The following is a 16199-nucleotide window of genomic DNA, read 5'->3' on the forward strand; positions in this document are numbered from 1 at the left end:
TGCTTGGATAGCTTAGCGCACCGCCGGATGGGCGATCATCACCCCCCTGGTGGTGGCCGAAGCGCAGGTCAGGAGGGTTCGTGGCTGAGTTGGATCATCTGGTGTTCGCCGGGCCGGATCTGGGGGCGGCGGTGGCGCTGGTGGCGGAGTTGACCGGGGTGCGGCCGGTGCCGGGTGGGCGGCACCCGCGTGTCGGGACCGCCAACCACCTGCTCGGGCTTGGCGGGGGCGCCTACCTGGAAGTGATCGGGCCGGATCCGGAGGCTCCGGAGCCGGCGGGGCCTCGCCCGTTCGGGATCGACCGGCTGGTCGAACCCGGGCTGGTGAGCTGGGCGGTCCGGACACCGGACCTGGAGTCGACGGCGCGGGCCGCTGCCGCGGTCGGCTACGACCCGGGGGCGCCGCAGCCGCTGTCGCGGTCCACGCCGGACGGCGTGCTGCTGGAGTGGCGGCTGACGCCTTTCCCGTCCGACCGGCTGTTCCCGTTCCTCATCGACTGGGGCGAGACCCGGCATCCGAGCGAAGGGCTGCCGGTGGTCCCGCTGCGGTCGCTGCACGGGGTGCATCCGCGTCCTGGAGACGTGCGGCCGGCGCTGGACGCGCTCGGGGCCGGGGTCGACGTGGTCGCGGGGAACCGGGTCGGGCTGGTCGCGACGTTGGAGGGGCCTGGTGGCGAGATCGTCCTCAGCTAGCGCTCGGCTGCACGCCGAGATCGACGCGTTGCGGGAGGCGGACCTCCGGCGGCGCCGCACGCTGAAGTGGGGTGCGATCGACGCCGACGTCCTGCCCGCGTGGGTCGCGGAGATGGACTACCCGGTCGCCCCGGCCGCGACCGAGGCGGTGATCGCCGCGGTCGCGAAGGGAGACCTCGGGTACCCGGTGGCCCGGGCGTACGTCGAGGCGTTCGCCCGGTGGGCGTGGGAGCGCCAGCAGTGGCGGGTGGAACCCGCGCAGCTCACGCCCGTCGCGGACGTGCTCGCGGGGATCGAGTCCGCCCTGCACACCCTGACCGCGCCCGGTGACGGCGTCGTGGTGCTGACGCCCACCTATCCCGCGTTCCTGCGGATTCTGAAAAAGCTCGGGCGGCGGTTGTCCGAATGCGCGCTGCTCGACGGTCCGGACGGGTGGCGGATGGACTTCGACGCGATCTCCGACGCACTGGCCGGTGGGGCGAAGGCGGTCGTGCTGTGCCATCCGCACAACCCGACCGGACGGGTGTGGTCGCGGGCCGAGCTCACGACGCTGGCCGGACTGGTCGACGCCCACGGCGCGCACGTGGTCTCCGACGAGATCCACGCGCCGCTCGCGGCGGACTTCGTGCCCTACGGGCTGATCGCCGGGCACTCCGTAACCGTCACCAGCGTGACCAAGGGCTGGAACGTCGCCGGGCTCAAGGGCGCCGTGCTGGTCTGCCAGCCGGAGACCGCGCGGGTCGCGGCGGCGATCCCGCCGCACGAGCGGCAGCGGGCTTCGGTGCCGAGCCTGGCCGCCGGGGCCGCGCTGTGGAGCGATGACGGCGGCTGGCTCGCCGCGATCCGCGACTACCTGGCGCTGACCCGGGCCGAGCTGCGCAAGTGGGTCGACGACCGGCCCGGGATCCGGTGGCACACCGCCGAAACCGGGTACCTGGCGTGGCTGGACGTCCGCGACGCCGGTCTGGGCCCGGACCCGGCGGAGGTGGTCCTCGACCGGGCCCGGGTCGCCCTCGATCCCGGTTCCCGTTACGCGCCAACGGGTTCCGCGGTCGCCGACGGCTTCATCCGGTTCAACCACGCCACTTCCGTGCCGTTGCTGCGGACGATGCTGGGCCGGATCGGCGACCTGCTGGACTCAGTCCAATGAGGACTCGCGGGTCTCCTTCGACGCCAGCAGCGCGAGCAGGGTGATCGCGGCCATCGCCGCCAGGTACACGCCGACCCAGCCGAGGCCGTAGTTGCCGGCCAGCCAGGTGGCGACGTACGGCGCGAGGGACGCGCCGAGCAGGCCGCCGAGGTTGTAGGCCACCGACGAGCCCGTGTAGCGGACCGCCGTCGGGAACAGCTCCGGCAGGACCGCGCCCATCGGGCCGAAGGTCATGCCCATCAGGCCGAGGCCGACGACCAGGAACGACACCGTGGCAAGCAGCGAGTCCGCGCCGAACCACGGACCCGTCAGCAGGCCGAAGGCGATGATCGCGGCGGTGGTGATGATCAGCGTCGGCCTGCGGCCGTAGCGGTCGGCGAGCACGCCCGCGACCGGCACCGTCAGGCCGAAGAACACCACGCCGACCAGCAGCATCACCAGGAACGACGTGCGGTCGTAGCCGAGCCCGGCCTCGGACGTGCCGTAGGACAGCGTGAACACCGTCATCAGGTAGAACAGCACGTAGGTGGCCAGCATGATGAAGGTGCCCAGCACCACGGCCTTGAAGTCGGTGCGGAACAGCTGGGCGAACGGGACCTTCGCCCGCGCGTCCTGCTCGACGACCTTGGTGAACGCCGGCGTCTCGGTCAGCGTCAGCCTCACCCACAGGCCGACCGCGACCAGCACCGCCGACACCAGGAACGGCACCCGCCAGCCCCAGGACAGGAACGTCTGCTCGTCCATCACCCCGGCCAGCACCAGGAACAGGCCGTTGGCGAAGAAGAACCCGATCGGCGCCCCCAGCTGCGGGAACGTGCCGAAGAACGCCCGCCTGCCCGCGGGCGCGTTCTCGGTGGCCAGCAGCGCCGCACCGCCCCACTCGCCGCCGAGGCCGAGGCCCTGACCGAACCGGCACAGCGCCAGCAGCAGCGGCGCGAACACGCCGATCTGAGCGTAACCGGGCAGCACGCCGATCAGCACCGTCGAGATGCCCATCGTCAGCAGCGAGGCGACCAGCGTCGACTTCCGGCCGATGCGGTCGCCGAAGTGCCCGAACAGCGCCGAGCCGACCGGCCGCGCCACGAACGCGATCGCGAAGGTCGCCAGCGACTGCAGGGTCGCCGCGGTGGCGTCCCCGGCCGGGAAGAACAGCTGCGGGAAGACCAGCACCGCGGCGGTGGCGTAGACGTAGAAGTCGTAGAACTCGATGGACGTTCCCACCAGGCTGGCGACCACGACCTGGCGGGTCGAGTTCCGCGGTGCCGCGGGGGCGGCTTGGTCGACAGCCATGGCGCCGAACCTCCTAGATCACGCGATTGGACTAGCGGGACTCTATCCGCCCGCTACCAACTGGCGGGATCCGACTCCCAGATCATGGGCGCTGGGTCACAGGCGCCGGCCGCTCGGTGGTGCTGGTGATCTCGGTGACCCCGTCCGCGATGTCGCGGTCCTCCAAGGCCGAAAGCACTTCCAGGACGTGGTAGGCGAACTCGCCGCTGGCGCGGTGCGGCTCGCCGCCGAGGTGCGCCGCCAGGTCGGCCACGCCCAGCGCGCGGAACGGCGTGGGCGGGTCGGGCGTGACCCGGGGCATGACCGGCGGGACCTCGGACCAGTCCTCGTCGCCGCGGCGCCGGACCAGCACCGGGCCGTCGAAGGTGTTGGGATCGGGCAGGTGCAGGGTGCCGCCGGTGCCGTAGATCTCCAGGTGCGGCAGCGTGGTGTCCCAGACGTCGAAGCTGTACATCGCCGTGACCACCGCGCCGGAGGCGAACTTCAGCAGTGCGCTGGCGTGCGTGTCGACCTCGACGTCGATGCGGTCGACCCGCCGCTCCGGCGCGGTCACCACGATCTGCTCGGCCGCCCGGTCGGTGACCCCGACGACGTGGCTGACCGGGCCGAGCAGGTTGACCAGCGCCGCCAGGTGGTACGGACCCCAGTCCAGCACCGGGCCGCCGCCGTCGCGGAACAGGAACGACGGGTCCTGGTGCCAGGTCTCGACCCGGGACGAGCGCACGAACGAGGTCGCGGCGAACGGGCGCCCGATGAGCCCGCTGTCGACGGCGGCGCGGGCGGTCTGCGCCGCCGAACCGAGGAAGGTGTCCGGGGCGCAGCCGAGGACCCTGCCGGTTTCGGCCGCCACGGCCAGGTTCTCCCGCGCCTTCGCGGTCGTGGCCGCCAGAGGCTTCTCGACGTAGACGTGCTTGCCCGCCCGCAGGGCGGCTTCGGTGAGCTCGGCGTGGAACGCGGGCTGGGTGATGTTGACGACGATGTCGACGTCCGGGTCGGCGAGCAGCGCGTCGGCGTCGCCCCAGGCGGGGATGTCCCACTTCCGCGCGCCCGCGCGGGCGCGCTCCTGGTCGAGGTCGGCCACCCGCACGATGGGGAGGTGGTCGACCATGCCCAGTCCGCGGGCGTAGGCGCCGAAAATGCTTCCGGCGCCGAGGATTCCGACGCGCAGGGTCTCCGGGGTGTCGGTCATGGTGGCGGTCTCCGCATCTGGCGAGGGCGAGGGCGCGGAAACCGGGCCGTGAGACGCGAGAAGGATCAGGCGGCCACCGGTCGCGTGTCAAGGGATCAGGTCGGAAATCCCGGGCGGTGCAAGGACGTTCTCGATCGCCGCGACCGCGGCGCCCGCCAGTCCCGCCGACCGGCCCAGGGTGCTCGCGGCCAGCGACAGGTGCCGGGTGGCCAGCGGCAGCGCCCGCCGGTAGACGACGCTGCGCACCCCGGCCAGGACGTCGTCGCTGGCGGCGGTGATCAGGCCGCCGAGCACGATCCGCTTCGGGTTGTAGAAGTGCACGAGCATGGCCACGACCTCGCCGATCGTCGCGGCGGCCGACCGGGTCAGCCGCACCGCCGCCGGGTCGCCGTCCCGCAGCAGCCGGGCCAGGTCCTCGATCCCGCCGTCGTGCTCCAGCCTGCGCAGCACCGCGCCCGCCGACGCGACGGCCTCGACGCAGCCGACGTTGCCGCACTGGCACACGACGTCGTCGGCGCCGGGGACGCGGATGTGCCCGATGTCGCCCGCCGCGCCGTCTGCTCCCCGGTGCAGTTCCCCCGCCGCGGACACGATCCCGCCGCCGATCCCGGTGCCGATCTTGAGGAACAGCAGCGGGGACTCCTCCGGCGGCAGCGCGCGGGCCTCGCCGAGGGCCATCAGGTTGACCTCGTTGTCCACCAGGGCGGCGCACCCGAACCGCTCCGACATCGTGGCTCCGACGGGAAACCCGTCCCAGCCGGGCATGATCGGCGGTCGCACCGGCATGCCCATCCGCGGGTCGACCGGTCCCGGCAGCCCCAGCACGAGCGCCTTCACCTCGGCCTCGGCGACCTCCGCCGTGGCCAGCAGCGCGCGCAGGTGGCCGGTGAGCTCGTCGAGCGCCCGCTCCGGGCCGAGCGCGATGTCGAGCGCCACCTGCGTCTCGGCGAGCACGTTCTGCCCGAGGTCGGCGACCGCGAGCCGGGCGCTGTGCACACCGGAGTCGGCGACGATGACGACTCCCGCGCGCGGCGCCAGGGCCAGCCGGTGCGCCGGACGTCCCCGGCCGCCACTGCTGCGAACGCCGGACTCGACGACCACTCCGGCCGCGATCAGCGCGTCGAGGTGGTGGTTGACGGTCGACCGCGAGAGCCCGGTCTCCCGGACCAGGTCGCCCCGGCTGTCGGCGGCGCCGGAGGCGATCAGCCGGGCCAGCGCGCTGTGCACGAGGTTGCCGTCGGCACGCCCCGACGTCCCGGGTACCGCCAGCCGGACGGGTTTCCACGCCATCGACACCACACCAATTCGGTCGCGAATATGACTGAAAAGAAAATAAATCAAAGCTCTTGTGGACCGAAATATCACACCTCTAGCTTCGTTCGTGCGAAATCCGGGCGTGAGACACCCGCGGAAGTTGCCAAAAACCACAGCGACCGAAAACCACGTCGAGGAGGCACCGGATGAGTCCTGGAACCCCACCGCCGCGCCGGATCGCGGTGCTCGGCGGCGGGATGATCGCGTCGGTGCACCGCCGGGCCGCGTTGCTCGCCGGTGCCGAGGTGGCCGGTGTCCTGGCGTCGTCCCCGCAGCGTTCCCGCGAGGTCGCCGACCGCTGGCGGGTGCCGCGGGCCTACCGGGACCTGGACGAGGTGCTGGCCGACGAGCAGGTCGACACCGTCCACGTCTGCACCCCGAACGCGACCCACGCGCCCTTCGCCGAAGCGGTGCTTCGGGCCGGAAAGCACGTCGTCTGCGAGAAACCGCTCGGGGTCTCGGTGGAGCAGGCCGCGCGGATGGCCTCGCTCGCCGAGTCCAGCGGGCTGGTCGCCACCGTGCCGTTCGTCTACCGCTACCACCCGGTGGTCCGCGAGCTGCGGGCCCGGCGGCTGGCGGGCGAGTTCGGCGACTGGACCCTGATCCACGGCAGCTACCTGCAGGACTGGATGCTGTCGCCGGACGCGTCGGGCTGGCGGGTGGATCCCGGTCTCGGCGGTCCCTCGCGGGCGTTCGCCGACATCGGCTCGCACTGGTGCGACCTGGTGGAGTGGGTCTCCGGCGAGCGGTTCACCGACCTGCTGGCGGCGACCTCGATCGCGGTTCCGCGCAGGCCCGCGTCCGGTGGCAGCACGTTTTCCCAGTCCTCGTCCGGAGAACTGGTCGAGGTCAGCACCGAGGACTCGGCCGCGCTGCTGCTGCGCACGGAAGGGGGTGTGCTCGGATCGGCGACCGTCTCGCAGGTCGCCGCGGGCCGGAAGAACCGGTTGTGGTTCGAGCTCGACGGTTCCCTCGGCAGCGCCGTGTTCGACCAGGAGAACCCGGAGCAGGTCTGGCTCGGGGCGCCCGGCGGGAACCGGATCCTGGTGCGCGATCCCGTGCACGGCTCCGACGAGCAGCGTCGGCTTTCGGTGCTGCCCGCCGGGCATCCGCAGGGCTACGCGCAGTGCTTCGAGGCGTTCGTCGCCGACACCTACGCCGCCATCGACGGCGGTGCTCCCGAAGGACTTCCCACGTTCGCGGACGGACTCCGCTCGGCCCGGCTGGTCGAGGCCGTCCTGCGCTCCTCCCACGACGGCACATGGACGAAGGTGTGACCATGCGACTCGGAATGCTCACCGCTTGCCTTCCACAGTGGACGCTCGACCGGATCGCCGCCTGGGCGGCGGGTGCCGGGTACCAGGCGCTGGAGGTCGCCGTCTGGCCCGGAACCGGGGACCGGGACTTCGTGGCCAGCCACCTGCCGGTCGCCGACTTCGGCAGCGAGCAGGTCGAACAAGCCCTCGCGCTGTTCGACAAGCACTCGCTGGAGCTGTCCTCGCTGGCCTACTACGAGAACAACCTGCACCCGGATCCGTTGCGGCGCGACGAGATCCACACCCACCTCCGGCACGCGATCGACGCCGCCCAGCTGCTCGGCGTGCCCTCGGTCGGGACGTTCATCGGCCGCGACTGGAACAAGTCCGTCGCCGACAACCTCGCCGACGCCGAGCAGGTCTTCGCCCGGCACGTCGACTACGCGGGCGAGCGCGGGGTGAAGCTCGTCATCGAGAACTGCGTGATGGAGGGCTGGCACCCGGACGGCTATCCCGGCAACCTCGCCTACTCCCCCGAGCTGTGGGAGTGGATGTTCGGCCTCGGGCTGTACCTGAACTGGGACCCGTCGCACCTGACGTGGCTGGGCATCGACCCGGTCGAGACGATCGCGCCGTACGCGGACCGGATCGAGCACGCCCAGGCCAAGGACGTCGAGCTGGACCCGGTCGCGCGCAACCGCTACGGGTTCTTCGGCAAGGCGTTCAAGGAGGGGAACCCGTGGGACATGGGCTGGTGGCGCTACCGGGTGCCCGGCCTCGGCCAGGTCGACTGGCCCAGGGTCGTGGACCGGCTCTATGAGCACGGTTTCACCGGGACGCTGTCGGTCGAGCACGAGGACCCCGTGTGGGGCGGCGACGAACGGCGGGTCACGCAAGGTCTGGAGATCGCGCACCGCACGTTGCGGCCCCTGATCGTCGACTGACTCCGGGAGGTCCCATGCTTTCCGCCCAGCTCTACAGCGTCCGCGACCAGCTCGCCGCCGACCGCGCCGGGACGCTGGCACGGCTGGCCGCGATCGGCTTCCGCCACGTCGAGCCCTTCGGCCTCGGAGCGCCGGAACGGACGGTGGCCGAGCGCCTCGCGGACGCCCGAGCCCTGCGCGACGAGCTCGACGCGGCGGGCCTGGCGGTCTCCGCCGTGCACGCCGCGGCGCCGGACGACGTCGCGGAACTGGCCGAGGAATGCGGAATCCTCGGTGCCGACACGGCGTTCATCCCGCATCCGCGACTGGTGCCGGGATTCGACACCGACGCCTTCGCCGACCCCAGCCGGGTGGACGCCTTCGCCGACGCGCTCGGCACGCTGGCGCGGAACGCGGCCGGACACGGCCTCCGGCTCGGCTACCACAACCACTGGTTCGAGTGGGCCCCGCTGCCCGACGGCACCACCGGCCACGACCGGTTCTGGTCCAGGGCGGGTGAGGACCTGCTGGCGGAGGTCGACGTGTACTGGGCGGTGGCGGCGGGAGCCGACCCGGCGACTGTCCTTTCCGGACTCGGCGAGCGGGTGGCCGCCGTGCACCTGAAGGACGGACCGGCGGAGCCGGGCGCGCACCAGACCCCGATCGGCACCGGCAGGGTCCGGATCGACGCGGCGGTGACGGACGGGATTCGGTGGCACGTGGTCGAAATCGACACCAGCGAGCTGGACCCGTTCGAACTGCTGGGCACGAACGCCCGGACCCTGGTGGATTCCGGCCTGACGCGCTGGGAGTGAGTCACGACAGGAAGCCGGCGATGATCCCCATCAACCGCCCGGGGGCATCCTGCTGCACGAGATGCCCCGCATCCGCGATCCAAGCCTGCCGCGCGCCGGGAATCAGCGCGGCCAGCCGATCGGCGTGCTCGGCCGGAAGCCAACGATCCTCGCGCCCCCAAGCGACCACGACTGGGCACCCGAGCTCGCCGTAGCGGTCCTCGACCTCCCGCGTGTAGCGCTCGTCGGCCTGCGCGATCTGGCGGTAGAAGGCCGGCTGCCCGGCCTCGCCGAGCCAGGGAGCGGTGAGCGCGTCGAGCACTTCCCCGGGCATTTCCCGGTGGCACGCGGTGGAAATGTACCGCCGCACCAGCGCCTCGTGCAGGTGCGGCGGGAGCGCGGCGAACACCTCGGCGTTGTCGCGCACCAGGCGGAAGAACTCCGATCCCCACGGCCGCAGGCTGACCGCGTCGACCAGCGCGAGGCGGTCGTACGGGACGCCGTCGAGCAGCGCGGTGCGCAGCGCGACCGCGCCGCCGAAGTCGTGGGCGACCACGGCCGGGCGGTCGAGACCCCAGTGCCCGAGCAGGCCGGTGAACACCTCCTGCTGCGTGCCCAGTGAGACGTCCTCGGGCTTGTCGGACCGGCCGTATCCCAGCATGTCCCACAGGTAGACGGTGTGGTGGTCGCTGAGCCCTGCGGCGATGTCGCGCCACACGTAGGAGGAGAACGGCGTCCCGTGCATCAGCACGACCGGACTGCCCGTACCCACGCTCGTCCACCGCACCGCGCCTCGGCCCGTCTCGTAGACCTCGGTCAGCTCCATGACGCCTCCTGCCCGTTACCGTCTCATCAGCTCAGTCAGTAACGTTACCAGCTAAGGCGCTCAGCCGGTAAGGTTTTTCTCGTGGCATACGACCGGCCGGCCGCACCCGGCGCACTGGAGAAGATCGAGTCCTTCTGCAACTCGGCCCGGTTCCTCTACGACGAGGACGCCTTCGGCACACCCGAGGACACCAACCGCTGGCTGCGCGACAACGGCTACGCGGCCGACATCGACGAGCCCGCTCGACAGGAACTCGTGCGCCTGCGCGAAGCGATCCGCGACCACATCGAGTCCGGCGCGGCGGACGCGCTGAACCGCTTCGCGCGGAAGTTCCTCCTGCCGCCGCAATGGGACGAGAGCGGCGTGCGGATCCCCACCGACGGCTCCGTGATCGGCGAACTGCTCGCGACCCTGGCCACCGAGGAACTGGCGGGGCGCCGCGAGCGGCTGAAGGTGTGCCGCTCGCCCGACTGCCGCTGGCTGTACTACGACCGCTCCCCCGCCAACAACAGCGTCTGGTGCAGCATGAGCATCTGCGGAGCGCGGCACAAGATGCGCTCCTACCGGAAGCGCCGCTGACCTGGGAATTCCCAGTCGTCCCAGACCAGGTCATTAATAAACCGAGTACGCGGTCTAGTATTGGCGGCATGACGAGGACGCCGGGAACGGTCGTGGTGGAGCCGGCGCTGGTGCGCTACGGCTCGTGGATTGTCTGCCCGCTGCTGGGAGCGGGCCTGGGGTGGCTGCTGCGCGCGGTGGCGGGCTGGGTCGTTTCGCTGCCGTGGGCACCGTTGCAGGGGCCTTTCGAACTGCTCCAATCGATCCCCGAACCCGCGGGAACGCTCGGCGCGATGGGACTCGGCGTGCTCGCCGGCCTGGCGTTCGCCCTGCTCTGGGCGGTCGGACGGCTCGCGGTCACGGTGTCGGACGAGCGGGTCGAGTGGAAGCGCGACGACAGGACCGAGTCCGCGGATCGCGCCTCGGTGGGCCTGGTCTTCGTGGACGGCAAGGAGTTGGTGCTCCTCGACAACGCCGGCGCCGAGCTGGCGCGGGAGACCTCCGACCTGAGCGCGGACCGGCTCCGCACGGCGTTCCGCGAGCACGGATACTCCTGGTCGGACGACGGCGACCCGCACGCCGCCGACTACCAGCTGTGGGTCGACGGGGTGCCGGGGATCTCCGAGCGGGCCAACGCCCTCCTGCGCGCCCGCCAGCACGCCCTGGAGAAGAGCAGGACCGACGACGTCAAGCGCCTGCGGGCGGAGCTGCGCAAGACCGGCGTCTTCGTCCGCGACGAGAAGAAGCACCAGTACTGGCGGGGACCGGCCGTCGGGCAGGAGTGATCCATGCGCACCGTTGATCCCGTGAAGCACGAGGCGAAGCGGCGGCACATCCTCGCCGCCGCGGCGCACTGCTTCTCCCGCAAGGGCTTCGAGCGGACCACCACGGCCGAGATCTGCCGGACCGCCGGGATCAGCTCGGGCAGCCTGTTCCACTACTTCCCGAACAAGAAGGCCATCTTCCGGGCGATCTTCGAGCAGGACGCCCGCGACAACGAGGCCCGGATCGCCGAGGTGCGCGACAGCGCCGATCCCGTGGCGGCGGTGCTGGAGCTGGTCGAGCACATGACCCGCCCGCTGCTCGACGATCCGGGCGCCGCGGGCCTGGTCAACGAGGTCATCGCGCAGGCCCCGCGTGATCCGGAACTCGCGGAGCAGTTGGGGCGCAACGACTTCCAGGTCCGGCAGGGGCTCGTGGAGCTGCTGGAGCGGGCGGTGGCCGACGGCCGGATCGACGCGGAGCTGGACCTGTGGCAGACCACGGGGTGGATCAGCGCGCTGGTCGACTCGGTCTACGCCAGGCTGAGCATGGAGCCGGACCTGGATCCGCACCGGGAGCTGGCGACCGTGAAGCTGATCCTGACCAGGTTCCTGCGCGTGGAGCCGTGAGTCACCGGTCGCCGGGCACGGGTTCCTCGGCGAGCTTCCGGAGATCGCCGACGGATTCCAGGGCTGCGTGGACGGCCGTGCCCGGCTGTTCGGCCGCGACGAGCAGCAGCGTCGGAATCTCCGGGTACCGCGCCTCGTAGAGGTCGTCTTCGCCGTCGTCACCGGGGATCGCGTTGGGCTGGATCTCGATCACGCCGGACGAGGTTTCCGCGCGCAGGTAGGCACCTCGGTAGTAGCTGTCGTGTTCGGCGAAGACCACGCCGAGGCGACCGGCGATCAACCGTGCGAGCGCACCCGCGTTGTGCGCTGCGGTCCCGTAGGTGGTGTGGACGGTCACCGGGCTACACGACGGCCTGGTCGGCTTCCGGGCCGCGTTCGGCCCCGCGCACCGGGAGGGTGTCGAACACGGCCGGAGGCTCCTTCCACAGCGGCGGCGCGTTCCGGATCGCCTCCCACACCCGCTGCGGGGTGGCGGGCATGTCGACGTGCCGGACTCCCAGGTGGCGCAACGCGTCCACCACCGCGTTCTGCACCGCCGGTGTGGCGCCGATCGTGGCGGCCTCCCCGATTCCCTTGGCGCCCAACGGGTTCAGCGGTGTCGGCGTCTCGGTGCTCGCCACCTCCAGCCCGGGGACGTCCGCGGCCGACGGGATCGCGTAGTCGGCCAGCGTCGCGGTCTCCGGGTTCCCGTCCGCGTCGAAGGACATTTGCTCCCACAGCGCCTGCGCCATGCCCTGCACGACGCCGCCGTGCTGCTGGCCGCGCACGATCAGCGGGTTGAGCACCCGGCCGCAGTCGTCGACGGCGATGTGGCGCAGCGGCCGCACGAACCCGGTCTCCACGTCGACCTCGACGACCGACACGTGCGCGCCGAACGGGAACGTCGCCCCCGCTGGCTTGAAGTCCACGTGCTCGGCCAGCGGCCGGTCGGCCGCCGCCACGAGCTCCGGCCAGCTCACCCGCGCCGCGGGCGCGCCCGCCACGCCCAGCCCGCCGCCAACCGGCTCGATGTCCTCGACCGCGGCTTCCAACTGCTCCGCGGCCAGCTCCTTCGCCCGCTTCAGCACCAGCTCCCCGGCCTGGCGCACCGCGCTACCGCCCAGCTGCAACGACCGGGAACCCCCGGTGCCCTCCCCGCGCGGGACCGCCGCGGTGTCGGACTGGACGAAGTCGATCGACTCCATGGGGATGCCCAGCGCGTCGGAGACCAGCATCGCGAACGAAGTCGCGTGTCCCTGGCCGTGGGAGGAGGTGCCGACCCTGATCGTGGCGCGCCCGTCGTCGTGCACCTCGACCTCGGCGTACTCTCCCCCGCCACCGCCGGTGATCTCGACGTAGGTGCTCAGCCCGATGCCCAGCAGCAGGTGCTCGCCCGCCTCGATGCGCCGGGCCTGCTCGGCGCGCAGGTCGTCGTAGCCCGCCAGCCGCAGCGCCTCGGTCAGCGGCCGGTCGTAGTCGCCGCTGTCGTACTCGGTCCCGACCGCCGTGGTGTGCGGAAACCCTTCCGGGGCGAGGAAGTTCCGGCGGCGCAGCTCGGCCGGGTCGACGTCCAGCTCGATGGCGGCGAGGTCGACCAGGCGCTCCAGCATCGCGGTGGCCTCCGGCCGTCCCGCGCCCCGGAACGCGCCGACCGGCGTGGTGTTGGTCAGCGCCGCCACCGCGTCGTAGCCGATGCGGGGAATCCGGTACACGCCCTGCGCCATCATCCGGGTCGCGGTCAGCGGCAGGACGCCGCCGAACCCGGCGTAGGCGCCGCTGTCGCCGACCACCCGGCAGCGCAGGCCGACGAACGTGCCGTCGCGGCGCAGGCCGAGCTCGGCGTACTGCACCTGCGCGCGACCGTGCGGCATGGCCTGCATGTTCTCCGAGCGGGTCTCGACCCACTTCGCCGGGCGCCCGAGCTCGCGCGCGACGCCGATCACGACCGCGTGCTCGGCCCCGAGGCCCGCCTTGCCGCCGAAGGCGCCGCCGACGTGCGAGGCGATCACCCGGACCTGCTCGGCCGGGAGTCCGAAGGTGTCGCAGACCGAGTCGCGCAGCCCGTGCGGCATCTGCGTCGACACGTGGACGGTCAGGCCGTCGTCACCGGGGACCGCCGCGATCGCGTTGCCCTCCATGGGAACCACGGCCACCCGCTGGTTCTCGATGCGCAGCCGGACCACGACGTCGGCGCCGTCGAGCACCTCGGCGCCCGCCGCGTCGCGCTCGCCCTTGGCCACGTTGGACCCGAGGGCGGGGAACTGCTGGGGCGCATCGGGTTCCAGCGCCCGCTCGGGATCGGCCACCGCGGGCAGCGGCTCGTAGTCGACGTCGACCAGCTCCAGCGCGTCGGCGACCGCCGCCTCGATCTCGCCGACCACCGCCACCACCGGTTCGCCCGCGAAGCGGACCCGGTCGGTGGCCAGCGCGGGACGGGCGCACTCCGGGTTGAGCACGATGAACGGGCGCGGCACCGGCAGGTCCAGGTCGGCCGCCGTGTAGGCGGCGACGACTCCGGGCGCCGCAAGCGCCTCGGTGACGTCGATCGAGGTGATCAGGGCGTGCGCCAGCGGCGATCGCACGAAACCGACGTGCAGGGCTCCGTCGATGTCGAGGTTTCCGACGTAACTGCCGCGACCGCGGAGGAGTTCGGGGTCTTCGACCCTCGGAACCTCGTTCCCCAGCAGCGATCCCACCATGATCCGAGCCTATCCGGGGCCGTTCGGGGGCACAGCGGTTGACCGCGCTCTCACCCCGGTGCGATCTCCACTTCGGGCGCGTGCCGCAGCAACGGCTCCACCTCCGCGAAACCGAGCGGCTCGGGCATCGCGTAGCGCGGGCGCACGCGCGCGAGCTCGCGGTGCGCGCGCACGAGACCGGCGAAGTCGCGCGGGAACGCGCGCTGGTCGACGCCCAGCAGGACGCCGGAGCTGCGGGCGTGCGCGGCGAGTTCTCGCCAGGAGCGGATGTCGGCGAGGCCGATCGACTCCGCGCCGTGGGAGAACAGCATGATCCGGATCTCGTCGTAGGCCCGGGAACCTTCCAGGTAGGACAGCAGGGCCGCGTGCGACTGCTCGGTGCTGAACGCCATCCAGAACGGCACCGAGCCCGTCCGCAGCGTCCACCACGGTTCCACCAGCAGGAAGCACTCCGCCAGCAGCCGGTTGCCGGGCAGCCCGCGGCGGTCGTACCACTGCCGGTACAGGTCGGCGACCACCGGGCTCAGCCGTTCCGGCTCGGTGAAGCTCAGCCGCCGCAGGGTGAAACCCTCCTGCCCGGCCAGGTCCGCCATCCCCTCCAGCAGTTCCGGTTCGAACCCCCACTCCGCTTCCGGCGCGGTGCCGTCGACCTCCGGCGGGTCCCACGAGGTCCGGGTGGCGCCGTAGCGCTCCAGCAGGTCGGCCACCCTCGGCCCGCCGCGGTGGTACTCGTCGGCCGTCGCTCCGCCGAGCGCGCCGAACTGGAACAGGTGCCGGTCCCCGACCCTGGTCACCGGCCACCGCAACCCGCACTCGGAGCTGACCAGCACCCCGCCCGGCGCCAGGTGCTCGCGGAGGAACCGCCGGTAGGCCAGCGGCAGCCGCCGCCACTTCACGCGGAAGTACGACATCCCGGCGATCATCAGCCGGTCCTGGTTCGGGTCGTGCATGTGGTGCAGCACCAGGTCCGGATTGGCCGCCAGCAGCGCCCGGCCCGGCTCGACGCCCATGCCGCGCTCGGTGCGCGGGTCGTCGCGGTCGACTCCCCCGCGCCGCACCGGGATCAGCAGCGTCTGCGGCAGCCACGGCGCGTCCAGCGCGGCGGCGAGGTGGACCAGCGCGCCGTTGGACGAGCCGACGAACACCACCGGGTAGCGCCGCTTCGGGTAGTGCTCGACCAGCCAGGAGGCGATGGCCTCGGAGTCGATCTCGCCGACCCGGTCGCGCGGCACCGCCTCCGACACCCCGCTGATCGCGTAGATCTGGTCGGCGAGCCGGCGCGGCAGGTGGTTGACCCCGCCGAGCGCCGCCGACAGCACCGGCTCCCAGGCGCCGGAGACCGCCCCCATCGCCGGGACGTCGTACCCGGCGAGGTAGCGCGACAGCGCTCGCAGCATGCCGGTGGCCGAGTCGAAGGAGGCGACCGCGCGTCCGGGTTTCATCACCGTCTCCCGAGCAGGTGCGTCGAAGCCCTTTCAGTACCCGGGAGCGCGCTGCGCGACACCTCGCGGCCGGGCCGCGGTCAGGCCGCAGAGGGTGACGAACCCGGCGAACGCGAGCGCCGCGTGCAGGAACGTCTCCGGCGGATCCAGCAGGAACACCGTGCTCGCCTTGTCCGCCGAGCCGTAGCAGCAGAGCGCGGCGAAGCCGGCCGCCTGCGCCGCGGCGAACACGGCCAGGCCCCGGCACCACCGGGCGGCGATCGCCGCCAGCACGCCCGCGACCAGCAGCAGTCCGCTGTGCACCGGGTTCAGCGGCAGGAACAGCACCGTGACCTCGTCGGTGGGCTGGGACGGCACGGTCATCAGCAGCCCGGCTCCGCTGAGCAGCACCAGGCCGAGTCCCTCCACGCTGATCACCGAACGCCACAGCACCGGCTCCACGCCAGTCGGGTGCCCGGGAGCGGACCTCCGAAACATCCATCCACTATGGACACTCCCGTCGGGGCCCGGGGTGCACTGCGCGTGGCGTGTGCGCTGCACCGAGTGTTCAGCACAGGTCCGGTCGGGTGATGTCACTAACCGGTTACGGGAAGCTGAGAGAAAGCTGAACTGCGCAGGGTAGGGCATCCGACCCCCGATCGGGGTTGCGACATCCCGGATGCCCTGCAGATCACAGGGCGTGCAGCGACTATTTTT

The 16199-nt window shown here is 72.1% G+C and carries 16 protein-coding genes; 8 read left to right on the plus strand and 8 right to left on the minus strand.

The genetic code is table 11. From position 1 onward, the window contains the following. Positions 1 to 80: 80 nt before the first annotated feature. Both ABD691_RS11995 and ABD691_RS12000 read left to right on the plus strand, forming a co-directional pair. Entirely contained in the window at positions 81 to 692 is a 612-nt protein-coding gene (locus ABD691_RS11995; RefSeq protein ID WP_344679654.1) for a VOC family protein, read from the plus strand. After that, positions 670 to 1842, plus strand: a complete 1173-nt coding sequence (locus ABD691_RS12000; protein ID WP_344679655.1) for a MalY/PatB family protein — start codon at positions 670 to 672, stop codon at positions 1840 to 1842. The genes ABD691_RS11995 and ABD691_RS12000 overlap by 23 nt, the downstream gene beginning before the upstream one ends. Here the strand turns inward: ABD691_RS12000 and ABD691_RS12005 are convergent. The 3 genes from ABD691_RS12005 to ABD691_RS12015 all read right to left on the minus strand — a co-directional run bounded on the left by ABD691_RS12005 (position 1831) and on the right by ABD691_RS12015 (position 5611). Beyond that, the gene (locus ABD691_RS12005) at positions 1831 to 3132 is read right to left on the minus strand and encodes an MFS transporter (RefSeq protein WP_344679656.1); all 1302 of its coding nucleotides are present in this window, start codon (positions 3130 to 3132) and stop codon (positions 1831 to 1833) included. The genes ABD691_RS12000 and ABD691_RS12005 overlap by 12 nt on opposite strands. Before the next feature lie 82 nt (positions 3133 to 3214). After that, the gene (locus ABD691_RS12010; protein WP_344679657.1) at positions 3215 to 4321 is read right to left on the minus strand and encodes a Gfo/Idh/MocA family protein; all 1107 of its coding nucleotides are present in this window, start codon (positions 4319 to 4321) and stop codon (positions 3215 to 3217) included. An 87-nt stretch (positions 4322 to 4408) separates the two neighbouring features. Continuing rightward, positions 4409 to 5611 carry an ROK family transcriptional regulator gene (locus tag ABD691_RS12015; RefSeq protein ID WP_344679658.1) on the minus strand — a complete coding sequence of 401 codons (1203 nt, stop codon included), beginning with the start codon at positions 5609 to 5611 and terminating at the stop codon, positions 4409 to 4411. Positions 5612 to 5781: 170 nt separating this feature from the next. Between ABD691_RS12015 and ABD691_RS12020 the strand changes: the two genes are divergently transcribed. The 3 genes from ABD691_RS12020 to ABD691_RS12030 are packed head-to-tail and all read left to right on the plus strand — an operon-like array spanning position 5782 to position 8629. Further along, a complete protein-coding gene (locus tag ABD691_RS12020; RefSeq protein ID WP_344679659.1) occupies positions 5782 to 6912 on the plus strand; it encodes a Gfo/Idh/MocA family protein in 1131 nt (376 codons plus the stop codon). A gap of 2 nt (positions 6913 to 6914) precedes the next feature. Next, the gene (locus ABD691_RS12025; protein ID WP_344679660.1) at positions 6915 to 7835 is read left to right on the plus strand and encodes a sugar phosphate isomerase/epimerase family protein; all 921 of its coding nucleotides are present in this window, start codon (positions 6915 to 6917) and stop codon (positions 7833 to 7835) included. Between the two features lie 14 nt (positions 7836 to 7849). Further along, positions 7850 to 8629 carry a sugar phosphate isomerase/epimerase family protein gene (locus ABD691_RS12030; RefSeq protein ID WP_344679661.1) on the plus strand — a complete coding sequence of 260 codons (780 nt, stop codon included), beginning with the start codon at positions 7850 to 7852 and terminating at the stop codon, positions 8627 to 8629. Between the two features lies 1 nt (position 8630). On the opposite strand, the gene ABD691_RS12035 is transcribed toward ABD691_RS12030, so the two are convergent. After that, complete coding sequence (locus tag ABD691_RS12035; RefSeq protein WP_344679662.1) at positions 8631 to 9434, minus strand: alpha/beta fold hydrolase; 804 nt, start codon at positions 9432 to 9434, stop codon at positions 8631 to 8633. 81 nt (positions 9435 to 9515) lie between these two features. Between ABD691_RS12035 and ABD691_RS12040 the strand changes: the two genes are divergently transcribed. The 3 genes from ABD691_RS12040 (at position 9516) to ABD691_RS12050 (ending at position 11383) form a co-directional block, all read left to right on the plus strand. Continuing rightward, complete coding sequence (locus ABD691_RS12040; RefSeq protein WP_344679663.1) at positions 9516 to 10013, plus strand: CGNR zinc finger domain-containing protein; 498 nt, start codon at positions 9516 to 9518, stop codon at positions 10011 to 10013. A 68-nt stretch (positions 10014 to 10081) separates the two neighbouring features. Next, a complete protein-coding gene (locus ABD691_RS12045; protein WP_344679664.1) occupies positions 10082 to 10777 on the plus strand; it encodes a YqeB family protein in 696 nt (231 codons plus the stop codon). A 3-nt stretch (positions 10778 to 10780) separates the two neighbouring features. Beyond that, complete coding sequence (locus ABD691_RS12050) at positions 10781 to 11383, plus strand: TetR/AcrR family transcriptional regulator (RefSeq protein WP_344679665.1); 603 nt, start codon at positions 10781 to 10783, stop codon at positions 11381 to 11383. A gap of 1 nt (position 11384) precedes the next feature. Here the strand turns inward: ABD691_RS12050 and ABD691_RS12055 are convergent, their stop codons facing one another. The 4 genes from ABD691_RS12055 to ABD691_RS12070 are packed head-to-tail and all read right to left on the minus strand — an operon-like array spanning position 11385 to position 15944. Beyond that, positions 11385 to 11720: a hypothetical protein gene (locus ABD691_RS12055; RefSeq protein WP_344679666.1), complete on the minus strand. Its 336-nt coding sequence runs from the start codon at positions 11718 to 11720 to the stop codon at positions 11385 to 11387. A 4-nt stretch (positions 11721 to 11724) separates the two neighbouring features. After that, positions 11725 to 14061, minus strand: a complete 2337-nt coding sequence (locus ABD691_RS12060) for a xanthine dehydrogenase family protein molybdopterin-binding subunit (protein ID WP_344679667.1) — start codon at positions 14059 to 14061, stop codon at positions 11725 to 11727. Positions 14062 to 14111: 50 nt separating this feature from the next. After that, on the minus strand, positions 14112 to 15503 hold the full coding sequence (locus ABD691_RS12065) for a hypothetical protein (RefSeq protein WP_344679668.1): 1392 nt from the start codon (positions 15501 to 15503) through the stop codon (positions 14112 to 14114). A gap of 33 nt (positions 15504 to 15536) precedes the next feature. Next, positions 15537 to 15944, minus strand: coding sequence for a DUF4383 domain-containing protein (locus ABD691_RS12070; RefSeq protein ID WP_344679669.1), 408 nt, complete (start codon positions 15942 to 15944; stop codon positions 15537 to 15539). Between the last annotated feature and the right edge of the window lie 255 nt (positions 15945 to 16199).

This window comes from Saccharopolyspora taberi (assembly GCF_039534165.1).
Lineage (GTDB): Bacteria > Actinomycetota > Actinomycetes > Mycobacteriales > Pseudonocardiaceae > Saccharopolyspora_D > Saccharopolyspora_D taberi.